General features: G+C 72.7%; 17 protein-coding genes. 9 read left to right on the top strand and 8 right to left on the bottom strand.

Annotated features, from left to right (window positions below; translation table 11 throughout):
- Nucleotide 1: 1 nt before the first annotated feature.
- Nucleotides 2–430: a VOC family protein gene (locus tag ACSUPV_RS30880; RefSeq protein ID WP_031115587.1), complete on the bottom strand. Its 429-nt coding sequence runs from the start codon at nucleotides 428–430 to the stop codon at nucleotides 2–4.
- A gap of 106 nt (nucleotides 431–536) precedes the next feature.
- Between ACSUPV_RS30880 and ACSUPV_RS30875 the strand changes: the two genes are divergently transcribed.
- Nucleotides 537–1,445, top strand: a complete 909-nt coding sequence (locus ACSUPV_RS30875) for a pseudouridine-5'-phosphate glycosidase (RefSeq protein ID WP_359790752.1) — start codon at nucleotides 537–539, stop codon at nucleotides 1,443–1,445.
- A 53-nt stretch (nucleotides 1,446–1,498) separates the two neighbouring features.
- Nucleotides 1,499–2,494, top strand: coding sequence for a carbohydrate kinase family protein (locus tag ACSUPV_RS30870; protein ID WP_436949959.1), 996 nt, complete (start codon nucleotides 1,499–1,501; stop codon nucleotides 2,492–2,494).
- Between the two features lie 76 nt (nucleotides 2,495–2,570).
- On the opposite strand, the gene ACSUPV_RS30865 is transcribed toward ACSUPV_RS30870, so the two are convergent.
- Complete coding sequence (locus ACSUPV_RS30865; protein WP_382615290.1) at nucleotides 2,571–3,374, bottom strand: methyltransferase; 804 nt, start codon at nucleotides 3,372–3,374, stop codon at nucleotides 2,571–2,573.
- Between the two features lie 228 nt (nucleotides 3,375–3,602).
- Here ACSUPV_RS30865 and ACSUPV_RS30860 point away from each other — a divergent pair, with 228 nt between their 5' ends.
- Entirely contained in the window at nucleotides 3,603–4,730 is a 1,128-nt protein-coding gene (locus tag ACSUPV_RS30860; protein WP_037757067.1) for a magnesium and cobalt transport protein CorA, read from the top strand.
- Nucleotides 4,731–4,770: 40 nt separating this feature from the next.
- Here the strand turns inward: ACSUPV_RS30860 and ACSUPV_RS30855 are convergent, their stop codons facing one another.
- Both ACSUPV_RS30855 and ACSUPV_RS30850 read right to left on the bottom strand, forming a co-directional pair.
- The gene (locus tag ACSUPV_RS30855; protein WP_037757068.1) at nucleotides 4,771–5,196 is read right to left on the bottom strand and encodes a CBS domain-containing protein; all 426 of its coding nucleotides are present in this window, start codon (nucleotides 5,194–5,196) and stop codon (nucleotides 4,771–4,773) included.
- A 212-nt stretch (nucleotides 5,197–5,408) separates the two neighbouring features.
- Nucleotides 5,409–6,050: a uridine kinase gene (locus tag ACSUPV_RS30850; protein ID WP_359790749.1), complete on the bottom strand. Its 642-nt coding sequence runs from the start codon at nucleotides 6,048–6,050 to the stop codon at nucleotides 5,409–5,411.
- Nucleotides 6,051–6,143: 93 nt separating this feature from the next.
- On the opposite strand from ACSUPV_RS30850, the gene ACSUPV_RS30845 reads away from it, so the two are divergent.
- From ACSUPV_RS30845 to ACSUPV_RS30835, 3 genes are all read left to right on the top strand, one after another.
- The gene (locus tag ACSUPV_RS30845) at nucleotides 6,144–6,842 is read left to right on the top strand and encodes a DUF2293 domain-containing protein (RefSeq protein ID WP_037757070.1); all 699 of its coding nucleotides are present in this window, start codon (nucleotides 6,144–6,146) and stop codon (nucleotides 6,840–6,842) included.
- Between the two features lie 166 nt (nucleotides 6,843–7,008).
- Nucleotides 7,009–7,488 (top strand): anthrone oxygenase family protein, encoded by a 480-nt coding sequence (locus ACSUPV_RS30840; RefSeq protein WP_031115594.1) that lies wholly within the window; start codon nucleotides 7,009–7,011, stop codon nucleotides 7,486–7,488.
- A gap of 179 nt (nucleotides 7,489–7,667) precedes the next feature.
- A complete protein-coding gene (locus ACSUPV_RS30835) occupies nucleotides 7,668–9,158 on the top strand; it encodes a glutamate synthase subunit beta (protein WP_359790745.1) in 1,491 nt (496 codons plus the stop codon).
- Between the two features lie 48 nt (nucleotides 9,159–9,206).
- On the opposite strand, the gene ACSUPV_RS30830 is transcribed toward ACSUPV_RS30835, so the two are convergent.
- Complete coding sequence (locus ACSUPV_RS30830) at nucleotides 9,207–9,716, bottom strand: carboxymuconolactone decarboxylase family protein (protein ID WP_436948971.1); 510 nt, start codon at nucleotides 9,714–9,716, stop codon at nucleotides 9,207–9,209.
- Between the two features lie 47 nt (nucleotides 9,717–9,763).
- Here ACSUPV_RS30830 and ACSUPV_RS30825 point away from each other — a divergent pair, with 47 nt between their 5' ends.
- Nucleotides 9,764–11,200, top strand: coding sequence for a PLP-dependent aminotransferase family protein (locus tag ACSUPV_RS30825; protein WP_436948970.1), 1,437 nt, complete (start codon nucleotides 9,764–9,766; stop codon nucleotides 11,198–11,200).
- A gap of 51 nt (nucleotides 11,201–11,251) precedes the next feature.
- On the opposite strand, the gene ACSUPV_RS30820 is transcribed toward ACSUPV_RS30825, so the two are convergent.
- The 3 genes from ACSUPV_RS30820 to ACSUPV_RS30810 all read right to left on the bottom strand — a co-directional run bounded on the left by ACSUPV_RS30820 (nucleotide 11,252) and on the right by ACSUPV_RS30810 (nucleotide 13,302).
- The gene (locus tag ACSUPV_RS30820; protein ID WP_436948969.1) at nucleotides 11,252–12,067 is read right to left on the bottom strand and encodes an SAM-dependent methyltransferase; all 816 of its coding nucleotides are present in this window, start codon (nucleotides 12,065–12,067) and stop codon (nucleotides 11,252–11,254) included.
- Nucleotides 12,068–12,186: 119 nt separating this feature from the next.
- Nucleotides 12,187–12,441 (bottom strand): DUF397 domain-containing protein, encoded by a 255-nt coding sequence (locus ACSUPV_RS30815; RefSeq protein WP_030246665.1) that lies wholly within the window; start codon nucleotides 12,439–12,441, stop codon nucleotides 12,187–12,189.
- Nucleotides 12,442–13,302 carry a helix-turn-helix domain-containing protein gene (locus tag ACSUPV_RS30810; protein WP_037757080.1) on the bottom strand — a complete coding sequence of 287 codons (861 nt, stop codon included), beginning with the start codon at nucleotides 13,300–13,302 and terminating at the stop codon, nucleotides 12,442–12,444.
- Between the two features lie 244 nt (nucleotides 13,303–13,546).
- Here ACSUPV_RS30810 and ACSUPV_RS30805 point away from each other — a divergent pair, with 244 nt between their 5' ends.
- Nucleotides 13,547–14,200, top strand: coding sequence for an ATP-binding protein (locus tag ACSUPV_RS30805; protein ID WP_436948968.1), 654 nt, complete (start codon nucleotides 13,547–13,549; stop codon nucleotides 14,198–14,200).
- Nucleotides 14,197–14,631 carry a hypothetical protein gene (locus ACSUPV_RS30800; protein WP_382615300.1) on the top strand — a complete coding sequence of 145 codons (435 nt, stop codon included), beginning with the start codon at nucleotides 14,197–14,199 and terminating at the stop codon, nucleotides 14,629–14,631. The genes ACSUPV_RS30805 and ACSUPV_RS30800 overlap by 4 nt, the downstream gene beginning before the upstream one ends.
- Nucleotides 14,632–14,793: the final 162 nt, after the last annotated feature.

Below are 14,793 nucleotides of genomic sequence, written 5' to 3'. Positions count from 1 at the left end.
GTCAGTCGTAGTGCCGCGCCTCGAAGACGTTGCCGTCCGGGTCGCGGAAGTAGAAGCTGCGCGTGGCCTTGCCCCGGGCTCCGAAGGAGTCGTACGAGAGGTCGGACACCGGTACGGAGCGTTCCTCCAGGCGGCCGAGGAGGGCGTCGAAGTCGCCGCGGGGCAGCGACAGGCAGACGTGGTTGACGGGGTGTCCCGCGCTGTCGGCGGCGCCGGGGAGCATCGTCATGCGTGCCGCGAAGGTCAGCGGCATGAGGTCGAGGATGGTCGCGTCGTTGACGCGGACGGAGGGGAACGGCACCTCGCCGGCGGCGAACTCGGTGAGCCTGAGCGCCTCCAGGCCGACGGCCTTCTCGTAGAAGTCGGCGGCGGCGAGCGGGTCGCGCACCCAGAGGACGACGTGGTCGAGACGTGCGGTGTGGTCCGTCATGCACCCCAGGCTCGTGAGGTCCGCGACAGCCCGCAAGGGTTTGGCCCGGCGCGCCGCCCGCCAGAGATGAGGAAGACCGACTGACCGACTGACAGGAGGCGGGCGCGTGGTGCTGGTGGTGTCCGAAGAAGTGCGGGAGGCGATCGACGCGCGCCGGCCCGTGGTGGCCCTGGAGTCCACGATCATCGCCCATGGGCTGCCCCGGCCCCGCAACCTGCAGGTGGCGCTGGAGCTGGAGACGGCCGTGCGGCGGGAGGGCGCGGTGCCCGCGACCATCGCCGTCCTCGACGGGCGGCCCCATGTCGGGCTGGACAAGGAGCAGCTGGAGCGGGTCGCGAACGAGGACGGGATCCGCAAGCTGGGCCATCGCGACCTGCCGCTCGCGGTGGCGTCCGGGGTGAGCGGGGCGACCACGGTGTCGGCGACGGCGCTGCTGGCCGCGCGGGCGGGCGTACGGGTGTTCGCCACGGGTGGGCTCGGCGGGGTGCACCGGGAGTGGACGGTGACGCAGGACGAGTCGGCCGACCTGGGGCTGCTGGCGCGGACGCGGATCACGGTGGTGTGCGCCGGGGTGAAGTCGATCCTGGACGTGCCGGCGACCCTGCAGCGGCTGGAGACGCTGGGTGTCGCGGTGGCCGGTTACGGCACCGACAGGTTCCCGGGCTTCTATCTGTCGGACTCGGGGCATCCGGTGGACTGGACGCTGCGGACGCCGGAGCAGGTGGCGGGCGTCATGCGGGCCCAGGACACGCTCGACGGCCCCGAGTCGGCGCTGATCGTCGCCAACCCCGTCCCCGAGGAGGAGCAGCTCGATCCGGAGCTGCACGCACGCGTGCTCGCGGACGCGCTGCACGCGTGCGAGGAGGAAGGGATCACCGGCCAGGCGGTCACCCCGTTCCTCCTCGACTACCTGGTCCGGCACACCGACGGCGCCTCCCTGAGCGCCAACCTGGCGGCGGTCCGCGGCAACGTCCGCCTGGCCGCACGGATCGCGGCGGCCTGGGCCCGGGGATGAACGAGGCGGGGGTCGGGGGCGGGGTCGGGCTGGGATCGGTCGAGGGCAGAGCGATGCCGGGCGAGGGCCGAGAGGTGCCGGGTGAGGCCGGGGTGGGATCGGCCGAAGCCTCGGCGGGGTCGGCGGGGCGCGGCGCCGGTTCGGTGGGAGGCCGGGCGTTGCTCGTCGTGGGGGACGTCATCACCGATGTCGTCGCGCGTCACCGGGGTCCGCTCGCGGTCGGCACGGACACGGTTGCCTCCATCCGCACGGTGCCGGGCGGGGCGGGCGCCAACGTCGCGTGCTGGGCCGCGCACGGGGGCGTTGCGGAGGTGCGGCTGCTCGGGCGTGTGGGGGCGGAGGCAGCCGCCTGGCATGAGCGTGAGCTGACGGCCCGGGGCGTGCGTCCCCGGCTCGTCGTCGACCCGCAGGCGCCGACCGGAACGGTGATCTGCCTGGTGGACGGGGGCGCTTCGGCGGAGCGGACGTTCCTCACCGACAGCGGCGCGTCGCTGCGGCTCGAACCGGCCGACTGGTCGGACACCCTGCTCGACGGGGTCGCCCGGCTTCATCTGTCGGGCTACCTGCTGTTCTCCGACTCGAGTCGCGCCCTGGTGACGCTGGCCCTGAACGCCGCACGCGCGCGTGGCGTGCCGGTGAGTCTGGACCCGGCGTCGGCCGGCTTCCTCGGGGAGCTCGGCGTCGAGCGGTTCCTGGCGCTCGTCGAGGGCGTGGACGTGCTGCTGCCCAGCCGGGACGAGGCGTGCCTGCTGACAGGGCTGACCGACGCGGCCGCGGCGGCTGCGGAACTGAGTCTGCGCATCCCACTGGTCGTCGCGAAGCAGGGCCATGAGGGAGCGCTCGTGGCCCGCTCGGGGAAGGTGTGCGCCCGCGTCCCGGCCGTACCGGCCACGGCACGGGACACCACGGGTGCCGGGGATGCCTTCACGGGGGCGTTCCTCGCCGCGCTCCTCTCGGGGGCGGGGCCGGAGGAGGCGGCGCGGGAGGGCTGCCGGGCGGGAGCGCGGGCGGTGGAGCAGGTGGGGGGCAGGCCGCCCTCGCAGGGCTGACGGCGGCGCTCACCCGACGGCTCGTCCCAGGTCGAAGGACGGACGGCGCGTATCCGACCGGGCGACGCGGTCCGGTTCACGGCGCCTCGCGCTGCTTGCGCCCCCACGCCGAGATCATCGGTGCCGTCGTCAGATCGAGCACTCCGGAGGTGACGTTCACGAGATGCCGGTCGATCTCCTGGTCCGTGGCGAGGCCCGCGGTCACCAGTTGGTCCCGGATCTGGCGGATCGTGACGGACTCCAGGGCCGCGCAGGCCGGCGAGGCGAGGGGGAAGTAGGCGTCCGCGTGGACACGGGTCAGACCGGCCTCCCTGAGCAGGCGCGGCAGGGTGCGGCCGCAGGGGAGCTCGGTCCCGCGGTCGGCGAGCAGCTTGCGGAAGCCCTGCCGCAGCCGGTTCGCGAGCTGTTGCTCGGGACCGTACTCGTCGGGGCAGAGCAGGGGCTGAAGGCCGGGGTCGGCGTCCTCGACGAGAAGCCGCCCGCCGGGGCGCAGGGCCGTGACCATGGACCGCAGAGCCTGCTCCCGGTCGGTGACGTGGACGAGGGCGAGGCGGGCGTGCACCAGGTCGAAGCCCTCCCCCGGCGGGTCCTGCGCGCCGAGGTCGTGGACGCGCACCTCGACGGGCGGCCGGGCGGCCGGGGCGAGCCGTGCGGTGTCGGTGTCGGTCGCGACGACGCGTCCGGTCGGTCCGACCTTCTTCGCCAGCCAGGACACCACGGAGGTGCCGGCACCGACCTCCCAGCACCGCCAGCCGGATCCGATGCCGAGCGCTTCGAGATGCCGGAACGTCGTGGGGTCGAAGAGGGCGGCGAAGGCGCTGAAGTGCTCTGCCGCCTCGGGCCGCCGGTTGTCGAGGAGGTGCCCATCGGTTCGCGTCATGCCGCGATCATCCCAGTTGCCCCACTTGTCGGTAATGGTCGACGCACCGGTATGAAGAACCGCGTCGACGCTCCGGCACGGAGAGCTCGTGGCGCGTCGTTCGTCCACAGCCGGGAACCAAGCGGAACGAGGCGTTTCCACAGGCTTACCCGCAGCTCACGTCGGCCTGGCAGACTGACGCGCCAAGGCGCAGGAACGGCGCGAGGAGTTCCACGCAAGGAGATCCGGATGTCCATGGCAGGGAATCTGCGGAAGGTCACGAACCTCGGCGGGGTCGGCGGCCTGCGCAGAGTGGCTCGGCTGGCCCGGCGGCGCCCGCGCGTCGACCTGAGCCACCCGGCCCGGTCCCCGCTGGGCTCCTCGGTGGTGAACTGCGTGACGTACCGGGACGGCGTCCGCACCCCGGCGCGCGGCGATCTGGTGGACGTCGTGGAGCGGGTGCGCAAGAGCCGGGACGGCTTCGTCTGGCTCGGTCTGCACGAGCCGAACGACCAGGAGTTCGCGGGCATCGCCGAGCTCTTCGACCTCCACCCACTGGCGGTGGAGGACGCCGTCGAGGCCCACCAGCGCCCCAAGCTGGAGCGCTACGGCGAAACGCTCTTCGCGGTGTTCAAGACCGTCTGCTACGTGGAGCACGAGGAACTCACGGCCACCAGCGAGGTGGTGAACACCGGCGAGATCATGGTGTTCGTCGGCGAGGACTTCGTGATCACGGTGCGGCACGGGCGGCACGGCTCGCTGGGCCCGCTGCGCGAGGAGCTGGAGTCCGACCCCCAGCAGCTGGCCAAGGGCCCGTCCGCGGTGCTGCACGCCATCGCGGACCATGTGGTCGACGACTATCTGACCGTCACGGACTCGGTGCACGAGGACATCGACCAGGTCGAGACGGACGTGTTCGCGGAGAACGGCGCGCGGGCGGACCCGGGGCGCATCTACCAGCTCAAGCGTGAACTGCTGGAGCTGAAGCGGGCGGTGGTGCCGCTCAGCCGACCGCTGGAGGACCTCGCCACCCGGCCGATCCGCGTGGTCGACCCCGAGATACAGGCGTACTTCCGCGATGTCTCGGACCACCTGCTGCGGGCGAAGGAGCAGATCGCCGCCTTCGACGAACTCCTCAACTCCATCCTGCAGGCACACCTGGCGCAGGTCACGGTCGCACAGAACGAGGACATGCGGAAGATCACGGCGTGGGCCGCGATCATCGCCGTGCCGACGATGGTGTGCGGGGTGTACGGCATGAACTTCGACCACATGCCGGAGCTGCACTGGAAGTACGGCTACGGCATGGTCATCGGCGTCATATCCGTCGCGTGCCTGGCGCTGTACCGGGCGTTCCGGCGCAGCGGGTGGCTCTGACCAGGGCGGGTGACCCGCGCGAGAGCCTCACCGGGGTGACCTACGAAGTGGTCCTGGCGTAGACGCTCCCGGCCCAGGACGCGATCTGGTCGCTCGCCAGGTGCCGGGCGAGGTCGGCCTCGCTGATCATGCCGACCAGGCGCTTGTCCCGGATGACGGGCAGCCGGCGGATCTGGTGCTCCTGCATCTCGCGGAGCACCTCGCTGACATCGGCGTCCGCGTCGATCCAGCGGGGGGTGCCCTGGGCCATCTCGCCCGCGGTGACCCTGGCCGGGTCGTGGCCCATGGCGACGCAGCCGACGACGATGTCGCGGTCGGTGAGGATGCCGCAGAGCCGCTCGTTCTCGTCGCTGATGGGCAGGGCTCCGACGTTCAGTTCGCGCATGAGCTGGGCGGCGCGGTCGAGGGTTTCGTGGGCGGGGATCCACTGGGCGCCGCGGTGCATGATGTCTCCGGCGGTGGTCATGGGGTACCTCCCGGTGCCGGACGGCCGGCGCGGCGCCGGACGCACCGCGAGTCCCGGCGCCCTTCGTTCGCCCTTCATTCTCGCCGTGCCGCCGGATGCCCGCACACGGGGACGGCGTCCGCGCCGAGTGGCCCAGACGGCACCATGCCGACGCACCGCACCCGGCCGCACAGTGGCTCCCCGGCCGCCCGGCCGCCCGACCGGACAGCCGCTCAGCCACCCCACGCAGGGTGGCGAGGATCGTCGGCCCGTACCAGGACGTCGGCCGTGCCCGCCGGGTCGGTCTCCTGTTCGTAGCGCTCGAAGGCCGGCAGGGTCCAGTGCTCGGCCTCGGGCGTGCGGCGGCGCAGGGCGCCCGGGGAGAGCAGGACGTGGACGCTCAGATCGAGGGGGAACCAGTGTCGGAGGAGGAAGGGTCCGTGCAGCAACAGCACGCCACCGCGCGGGAGTTGGACGTAGGGGCTGCGGGTCGCCCGGTCGGCGGCCGGGTCCCACAGGTCGGGCAGGACGCGGCCGTCGCCGTCGGCGTCGAGGGGACCGAACACCTCGCGCCACAGGGCGCCGGTGTCGTACCAGCCGCTGTAGTAGGCCTCGACGTCCCGGTGGCCGTACTCCAGACGCACGGAGGCGGGGCGCAGGAATCCCTCGGTTCCCACCACGAGCGAGGAGCGGCCGCGCACGCGCAGCGCTTCCGAGACCCGCTGGGCGAGGTCGCCCGGGCGGGCGGCCGGGGCGCCGTCGAAGGCGATGCGCGGCCAGGGACTGCCGTCGGCGGGCTCCAGGTCGAGCAGGCGCTCGGCGAGCAGGTCGCCGAGCCGGTCCCAGGTGATCGCTTCGAGTCGCACACGGCCCATGATGCGTCAGGCCGCGGCGGGGCGTCCCGGAGGCCGCCGTCGTCTCCGGCGGCGCACGTGGTGCGTGCTGTCGTCAGGGGGAATGAACCCCGTATGGCCCCTCGCGCGACGCTCCCGCCCCACCCCGGACCGCTCGTCTTCCAGCCCCTGAAGCGGCGGCACTGCGCCGAGTGCCGACGGGGGCCGCTGCCGCTGCTCGTCCTGGAGGACAGCGCCCCGCGCTGCCTCGACTGCGCGGACCTCGGGCATCTGGTGTTCCTGCCGCGCGGCGACACGGCGCTGACGCGCAGAGCACGGGAGGAGAGCGCGCTGTCGGCGGTGGTCGTGCGGTTCAACCGGCGCCAGAGCCGTTACGAGCGGCAGGGCGTCCTGGTCGAGGAGGAGGCGCTCGCCAGGGCCGAGCAGCGGTGCCTCGCGGACGCAGAGGCGCGACGGCGGCGCCGGATGCGGGACGCGCGGCGGCGGGAGGCCCAGGACGAACTGTTCGCCCATGCGTTCGCGACGGAGATACGGCGGCTGTTCCCGGGATGCCCGCCCGACCGGGCGCGGGCCATCGCCGCGCACGCCTCGGAGCGGGGCAGCGGCCGCGTGGGCCGCAGCGCGGCGGGGCGGGCGCTGACCGAGGGGGCGGTGACCTCGGCGGTGGTGGCGTCGGTACGGCATCTGGACACGCCGTACGACCGGCTGCTGATGAGCGGCGTGCCGCGGCACGAGGCACGGCGGCGGATCTCGGCGGCGGTGGAAACGGTGCTGAGGGGGTGGACCGAGGCGGGGCTCGGTTCCGCGGGGTGATGTGAGAGGCGCGCCTGGTTCGAGGGCCGTGGACATGCGGCGGTCGTGGACGTTCTCGTATGCCCCCGCGCCGCTCGGCCATGGTCTCTGTGATCGTGCGGGATTTCACTTGTGGTGAGGCAGGGCGCCGGGCAGGATCCCGGCTCGACGGGCGGGAGAGGCTGACATGATCGACGGACCGTACTTCGTGCTGACGGTGCTGGGTGTGCTCGGGACGGGCCTGGTGGCCGGGGTGTTCTGCGGCTTCTCGACGTTCGTCATGCGGGGCCTGGCCGCGCTGCCGCCGGCGCAGGGGGTCGCCGCGATGAAGGCGATCAACGTGGCCGCGGTGACACCGCCCTTCATGGCCGTGTTCCTCGGCTCGGCCGTGCTGTGCGCGGTGATCGCCGTGGTGACGTTCGTGCTGTGGCCGGAGGAGGGGACGGTGGAACTGCTGGTGGGCAGTGCGCTGTACCTGTTCGGCTCCTTCGGACTGACGATGGTCGCGAACGTGCCGCGCAACGAGGCGCTGGCCAAGCTGGAGCCGGGCACGTCGGAGGCGGCCGCGTACTGGCCGGCGTACGTGCGCGAGTGGACGATGTGGAACCACGTCCGCGCGGTCGCCTCGGCCGGGGCGGCCCTGGCGTACGTGCTGGCTCTCACCTGACGCCCGCACCCACCCGACGCCCGCACCCACCCGACGTCCGCACTCACCCGACGCCCCCATCCACCCGACGCCCGGGCCACACGGCGACAGGCACCGGCCCGGAGGCGGACGTATCGTGGCGAAAGGAGTGCCGCCCGACGAGGCACGGCCTGTCATACGCGCACGCAAGGAAGACGGCCATGGCCGATCCCAAGGGTTTCATGACCACGCCCCGCCAGGACTGGCCGCGCAGGCCGGTCGAGGAGCGGGTGCGGGACTGGAACGAGGTGTATGTCCCCGGCGCGCTGCTGCCGATCATCGGCAAGCAGGCCGATCGCTGCATGGACTGCGGCATCCCCTTCTGCCACGAAGCCTGTCCGCTGGGCAATCTGATCCCCGAGTGGAACGACCTGGTGTCGCGGGAGGACTGGCGGGCCGCCGCCGACCGGCTGCACGCCACGAACAACTTCCCGGAGTTCACCGGCCGGTTGTGCCCGGCGCCGTGCGAGGCGGGATGCGTGCTGGCGATCAACCAGCCGGCCGTCACGATCAAGAACGTCGAGTGCGCGATCGCCGACCGGGCGTGGGAGGAGGGCTTCGCGCCGCCGCGCCCGCCGGAACGGCTCTCCGGCAAGACGGTCGCGGTGATCGGCTCGGGCCCCACCGGACTGGCAGCGGCCCAGCAGCTGACCCGGGCCGGGCACACGGTCGCGGTGTACGAGCGGGACGACCGGCTCGGCGGGCTGATGCGGTACGGCATTCCCGCGTTCAAGATGGAGAAGCACCATCTGGAGCGGCGGCTGGAGCAGATGCGGGCCGAGGGGACCAAGTTCCGTACGTCGACGGCGGTCGGGCGGGACATCGGGGCCGATGAGCTGCGGACTCGCTACGACGCCGTGGTGATCGCGACCGGGGCGACGGCCTGGCGGGAACTTCCCGTGTCAGGACGGGGGTTGACGGGGGTTCACCAGGCGATGGAGTACCTGCCGCTGGCCAACCGGGTCTGCGAGGGCGACCTGGAGACGTCCCCGCTGTCGGCCGCCGGGAAGCACGTCGTCATCGTCGGCGGCGGCGACACCGGGGCGGACTGCCTGGGCACGGCCGTACGGGAGGGCGCCGCGTCCGTGACCCAGCTGGACATCTACGCGCTGCCGGGCGCCGAACGCGACGAGGACACCGAGCCCTGGCCGACGTATCCGGTGCGGCTCTACCGGCTGTCCGCCGCGCACGAGGAGGCGCGTGACCTGCGGACCGCTCCGGTGGCCGACGCGGACGCGCGACTGTTCGCGGCGTCCACACTGCGCTTCGACGGCGACGCGGAGGGGCATGTCCGGTCGCTGCACCTGGTCGAGGTGGACGCGCGGCGCCGCCCGGTGGACGGCACCGGGCGGACGCTCCCCGCCGACCTCGTGCTGCTCGCCCTCGGCTTCACCGGTCCCGACCGGCAGGACGGGCTCGTCGACCAGCTGGGGCTGGAGCTGGAGCCCCGCGGCACCATCGCGCGGGACGCCGCTTTCGCCACCAACGTGCCCGGCGTGTTCGCGGCGGGGGACGCCGCCCGGGGCCAGTCGCTCATCGTCTGGGCGATCGCCGAGGGGCGGGCGGTGGCGGCAGCAGTCGACCGTCATCTGACGGGCAGTTCCACGCTGCCGGCCCCGATCGGCCCGTACGACCGGCCCATGGCGGTTTAGCCGCCGACCGGCCCGTACGACCGTCCATGACCGTGTAGCCGCCCCGGGTCACCTCTCGTCCGTCCCCGCCACCTTCCCCGTGGACAGCGCCACCCGGTTCCACGTGTTGATCGTGAAGATCAGGGCGAGCACCTGCGCCAGTTCCCGCTCGTCGAACTGTGCGGCGGCCTCGGCGTAGACGTCGTCCGGGACGCCGGCGTCGGCGACCAGGGTCACCGCCTCCGTGAGGGCGAGAGCCGCCTGTTCCCGCTCGGTGAAGAAGTGGCGGGCCTCGCGCCACACGGCGACCATGTGCAGCCGGTCCTCGCTCTCGCCGGCCTTGCGGGCGTCGTTGGTGTGCATGTGGAGGCAGTACGCGCAGTGGTTGAGGTGCGAGGCGCGGATCTGGATCAGTTCGACGAGGGCCGGGTCGAGGCCCTCCCGGGCGGCGGCGTCGAAGGCGATGAGGGCCCGGAAGGCCTTCGGGGCGGACTTCGCGAACTCCAGCCGGGGCGCCTTCACGGGGGTGGTGTTCGTGCTCGTGTTCGTGCTCGTGTTCGTGCTCGTTTTCGTCGTCATGCCCTTCAACCTACGGGCCGGAAAGACCCCCTGTAGGGTGCATTTCCATGGCGGATTCATGGGTCAATTCGTGGGTCAACTCGTGGGTCGACTCGGCGGAGCGGATCGGGTCCGACCTGCATCTGGAGCTGACCGGTCCGGGCGGTCGGCGCGCGGCGCTGATCCGGGCCCTGCGCGAGGCCGTGCGCAGCGGGCGGCTCGCCCCGGGCACGCGGCTGCCGCCGTACCGCTCGCTCGCCGCCGACCTCGGCGTGGCGCGCAACACCGTCGCCGACGCGTACGCCGAACTCGTCGCGGAGGGCTGGCTGACCGCCCGGCAGGGCTCGGGCACGCGGGTCGCGGAGCGGGCGGAACCGCTGCGGCCCGCCGCCCGCGTGCCCAAGAAGTCACCTCCACGCGCGCGTGGCCCCCGGCACGACCTGATGCAGGGCACCCCGGACACCTCGGCGTTCCCGCGCGCCGCCTGGCTGGCCTCCTACCGCAGGGCGCTGCAGCAGGCGCCCAACGAGGTGTTCGGGCCGGGCGACCCCGCCGGCCGGGTCGAGCTGCGGGAGGCGCTCACCGAGTACCTGGCCCGCGCGCGGGGCGTGCGGACCGAGCCCGGCAGGATCGTGATCTGCTCGGGCTTCGCGCACGCGCTGCGGCTGCTGTTCGGCGGGGGCGTCCTGCGCGGGCCCCTCGCGGTGGAGGCGTACGGGCTCGGGTTCCACCGGGAGGTCCTCGCCGCCGCCGGTGTGCGGACCGTGCCGCTGCCCCTCGACGAACACGGCGCCCGGGTCGACCGGTTGGGGCGAGAGCGGTCCGTGCTGCTCACGCCGGCGCACCAGTTCCCGACCGGCGGCCCGCTGCACCCCGCACGCCGGGCCGCCGTCGTCGACTGGGCACGCGCGCGGGACGGGCTGGTCCTGGAGGACGACTACGACGGGGAGTTCCGCTACGACCGCAAGCCCGTCGGCGCCGTCCAGGGGCTCGACCCCGAGCGCGTGATCCACATCGGCTCGGTCAGCAAGAGCCTGTCGCCGGCGGTGCGGCTGGGCTGGATGGTCCTCCCGGAGCGGTACGTCGACGCCGTGCGGGCCACCAAGGGGGAACGGGAGGCGTGGTCGAGCGTGCTCGACCAGCTGTGCCTGGCGGACTTCCTCACGTCGGGGTCGTACGACCGGCACGTACGGCGGATGCGGCAGCGGTACCGGGGCCGCCGGGACCGGCTCGTCACGGCGCTCGCCGAGCACGCGCCGCATATCGAGGTCACCGGGGTCGCGGCCGGGCTGCACGCGGTACTGCGGCTGCCGCCCGGCACCGAGTCGTCGGCGGTCAAGGCCGCGGCGTGGCAGGGCATCGCCCTCGACGGCCTGGCCGCGTTCCGGCACCCGGAGACCGACATGCCGGCGGTCGACGGCCTCGTCGTCGGGTACGCGACGCCCTCCGAGCACGCCTACGGGCCGGCCTTGGAGGCGCTGTGCGGTGCATTGCCGCCGCCGTGACCGGCCCATGAAACAACGGGGCTACGGGAGGCTACGGGGAGCTACGGGGGGCTACGGCTTGCGCCCCACCGCCCCGTACCCGGGGATCACCCCGTCGTCCTGCCCGGGCACGGGCTCGCCCAGCTCCGGGTGCCAGCGGTGGGGCACCTCGACGCCGGGCTCGACGAGGTCGAGGCCGTCGAAGAAGCGGGTGAACTCCGCGCGGGAGCGCAGGGCCAGGGTGACGCCGGCGGCACGGAGCTTCTCCGTGGCCGCCTTCGACTCCTCCGGGGTGAAGTCGGCCGTCGCGTGGGTGATCACCAGGTGGCTGCCGGAGGGCAGTTCGGCGAGCAGCCGGCCGACCAGTTCGTGCGCGCCGTCCTCGTCGGGGACGAAGTGCAGCAGCGCGATCAGCGACAGCGCGACGGGCCGGGTGAAGTCCAGGACCTTCCTGGCGCCCTCCAGGATGGCGTCCGGGTCGCGGACGTCGGCCTGGAGGTACTCGGTCGCGCCCTCGTCCGTGCCGCGCAGCAGGGCCGCCGCGTGGGCCAGCACGATGGGGTCGTTGTCGCAGTAGACGACTCGGGCGTCGGGGGCGATCTCCTGGGCGACCTGGTGGAGGTTGGGCTCGGTCGGGATGCCCGTGCCGATGTCCAGGAACTGCCGTACGCCGTTGCGGGCCAGCCAGCGCGTGGCCCGGTGCATGAACGCGCGGTTGACGCGGGCCATCACCGGCACCCTGGGGTCGAGGCCGAGCATCTGACGGCCCATTTCCTCGTCGACCGGGTAGTTGTCCTTCCCGCCGAGGTACCAGTCGTACATGCGCGCGGGATGGGGTCTGGTCGTGTCGATCCTGACGGCCGACGTGGGGTCGTCCTGCCCGGTCATGAGGCACTCCGTAAGACACAAAAGGTGGTCAATTCAGCACCAGCGATTCAGTACGAGCGATAGAGGTCGAGCCATGGAGGTCGAGCCATAGAGGTCGAGCGAGAGCAACGGCGAGCACGTCAGGACAGCAGGAAGTCCGCCTCCCCCGCCTTCGCCCCTTCGATGAAGGCGGTCATCTCGGCGGTGGTGTAGATCAGCGCCGGACCGTCCGGGTCGGTGGACTGACGGACGGCGATCCGGCCGTCGGCGAGCTTCATCGCCTCCAGGCAGTTGCCTCCGTTCCCGCCGCTCCACGGCTTGTGCCAGCCTTCACTGCCCAAGTCACGCGCGGGCATGCCGTTGTAGACGTGTTTGCGCGGCTTGATGCGATCCATTCACAGCTCCTTGCGGAGATCCCCGAGGATCTCCTTCGTGCGATGTGCCGTAGCGGCCTGTGCCGCCATGCGGTCCATGACCTCGAGGTGGGTCGCCACCTCGGCGCGCGCGTCGAGGTAGACCGCGCCGGTCAGGTACTCGCTGTAGACCATGTCCGGCAGTTCGGGCATGGCGAATCGGAACAGCACGAACGGCCCGTACGTGCCCGGGTGCGGCCCGTTGGCGAACGGCGCGACCTGCAGCGTGACGTTGGGCAGCTTCGTGGCCTCGAGCAGCTTGTCGATCTGGGCGCGCATCACCTCCGGCCCGCCGACCGGCCGCCGCAGCGCGGTCTCGTCCATCACGACCCACAGCCGGGGGGCGTCCTCGCGGGTGAGCAGGTCCTGGCGCCGCATGCGCAGGGCGACATGGCGCTCGATGTCCTCGGGGCTGGTCTGGCCGATGGCGCCGGAGCGGAGCACTCCGCGCGCGTACTCCTCGGTCTGCAACAGGCCGGGGACGAAGTGCGGTTCGTAGCTGCGGATGACGCTGGCCGCGCCCTCGAGGCTCACGTACATCGAGAACCAGCCGGGCAGGATGTCGTGGAAGCGCTGCCACCAGCCGGGTTTGTTCGCTTCCTCGGCCAGCTGGACGAAGGCGTCGGCCTCCTCGTCGCAGATTCCGTAGGCCTTCAAAAGCAGCTGCAGGTACGGGATTTTGAACGCGACCTCGGCCATCTCCATACGGCGGACCGTGGCGGGGGCGACGCGGAGGATGCGGGCGGCCTCCTCGCGCTTCATCCCGGCGCGTTCCCGCAGGTCCAGCAGGCGCCGACCGAGGACGACCTGCCCGACAGTCGGCGCGGACCGCGGTTCGCTCACGCTCCACCTCCACCAAGAGTTCTGACGAGCCGGCCACAAAAGAACGCTGACAGCCCTGCGGCGCCATTCGAAGACCTTTTCGAAGAGTCGATCCGAACAGAGGTTTTCGAACGAATCTTCGACGATCTCAACTGGCGCCGCGCGGGGTGCTGTTGCGAGCAGTGTGCCACGGCCTTCCAGACCGTCACACAGCACTCTGCAATTTTCAGAGTGACACTTGCCAAGTGTTCTCGGCGGGGCGATAGTGGCAAGCGTGATTCCGTCCGCGCCCTTAGGAACAGACGCCGCCGCAGGCCTTTCCGGCCTCGGTGCCGGAGACGGTCCCCTCGGGGCCGCCGCCGAGCGCCGGTTCCGTTTCGAGCTGGCCGCACATCCGGGTTCCCCCGCACAGGCCAGACGGCTGACGCGGGCCCGGCTGACCGGCTGGTCGGTGTGCGAGGACACCTGCGACAGCGCGGCCCTGGTGGTGTCGGAACTGGTCACCAACGCCATCGTGCACACGGCGAGCACGCACATAGTGTGCGAACTGCACGACGGCGACGACCTGGTGCGGATAGCCGTGCGCGACGAGGGCTGCGCCCCGGACCAGCCGCACGCCGCCGCCCGGACCCGGCCCGAGGAGGAGCACGGGAGGGGACTGCTTCTCGTCGACGCCCTCTGCCATGCCTGGGGGGTTCACGAACACGGCCCCGGGCTGCTGGTCTGGGCCGAGCTGCCGCGCACGGCGGACGCTCCGCAGGATCCCGCCGAGCCCCGGAACGACCTGGGCTGGGGCACCCGCCCGAAGCCTGGTCCGTCCGACGACTCGGGCGACCCGGACCGGAACCGGGGGCGCGAGGCGCGGGCCGCCTCGGAGGTCCCGGCTCAGGAGCGACGCCGAGAGCGGGGGCCGGCGTGAGGCCCGGCCCCGGTGGCCGCGTGCTGAACCTGGACACCCTGGCCCGCCTCCGGCGCGGGCTGCGCACGCCGGGCCCTGCCCTGCGCCTGCCGGTGCCCGAGGGCATGACCGCCCCGCTCGGCTGCGACGCGGTCGCAGTGCCCGCCCGTTTCGGCCCGCTGGTCATGCCTCGGCTGCCCCGTGTCGGCTGTGTCTACGCCGACGGGACGACCTGGTGGTGGCTGGTGCCGTCGGACTCCGACCACGCCCTGGAGTGGCCGACCCCCGCGCGCTACGCCACCGGCGCGGTCGTCCCGGACGCCCCGGAGCTCCCCGACCTGATCCACCGCCCTGACGGGGGGCTTCCGTACACCCCGCCGATCCCCCTGTACCTGGCCCTGTGCCGGGTGACCGGGACGTCTCCGGCCTGGTCGCGGTCGGTCAGCGCGTAGGGGCCCGGAGCGACGTGCGCGTAGGGGCCCGGCACGACGTACGCGGAGCGGCCTGGAACGACGTAAGGGCATGGGCCGACCGGCCGGTACGCGAGACCTGAGCAGCACGTCAGCACCAACAGCGGCACCAACAGCGGCAGCGGCAGCGGCAGCGGTAACGCA

This window comes from Streptomyces sp. SudanB52_2052 (assembly GCF_964272415.1).
Classification (GTDB): domain Bacteria; phylum Actinomycetota; class Actinomycetes; order Streptomycetales; family Streptomycetaceae; genus Streptomyces; species Streptomyces olindensis.
This window is presented reverse-complemented; position numbering and strand designations above follow the sequence as displayed.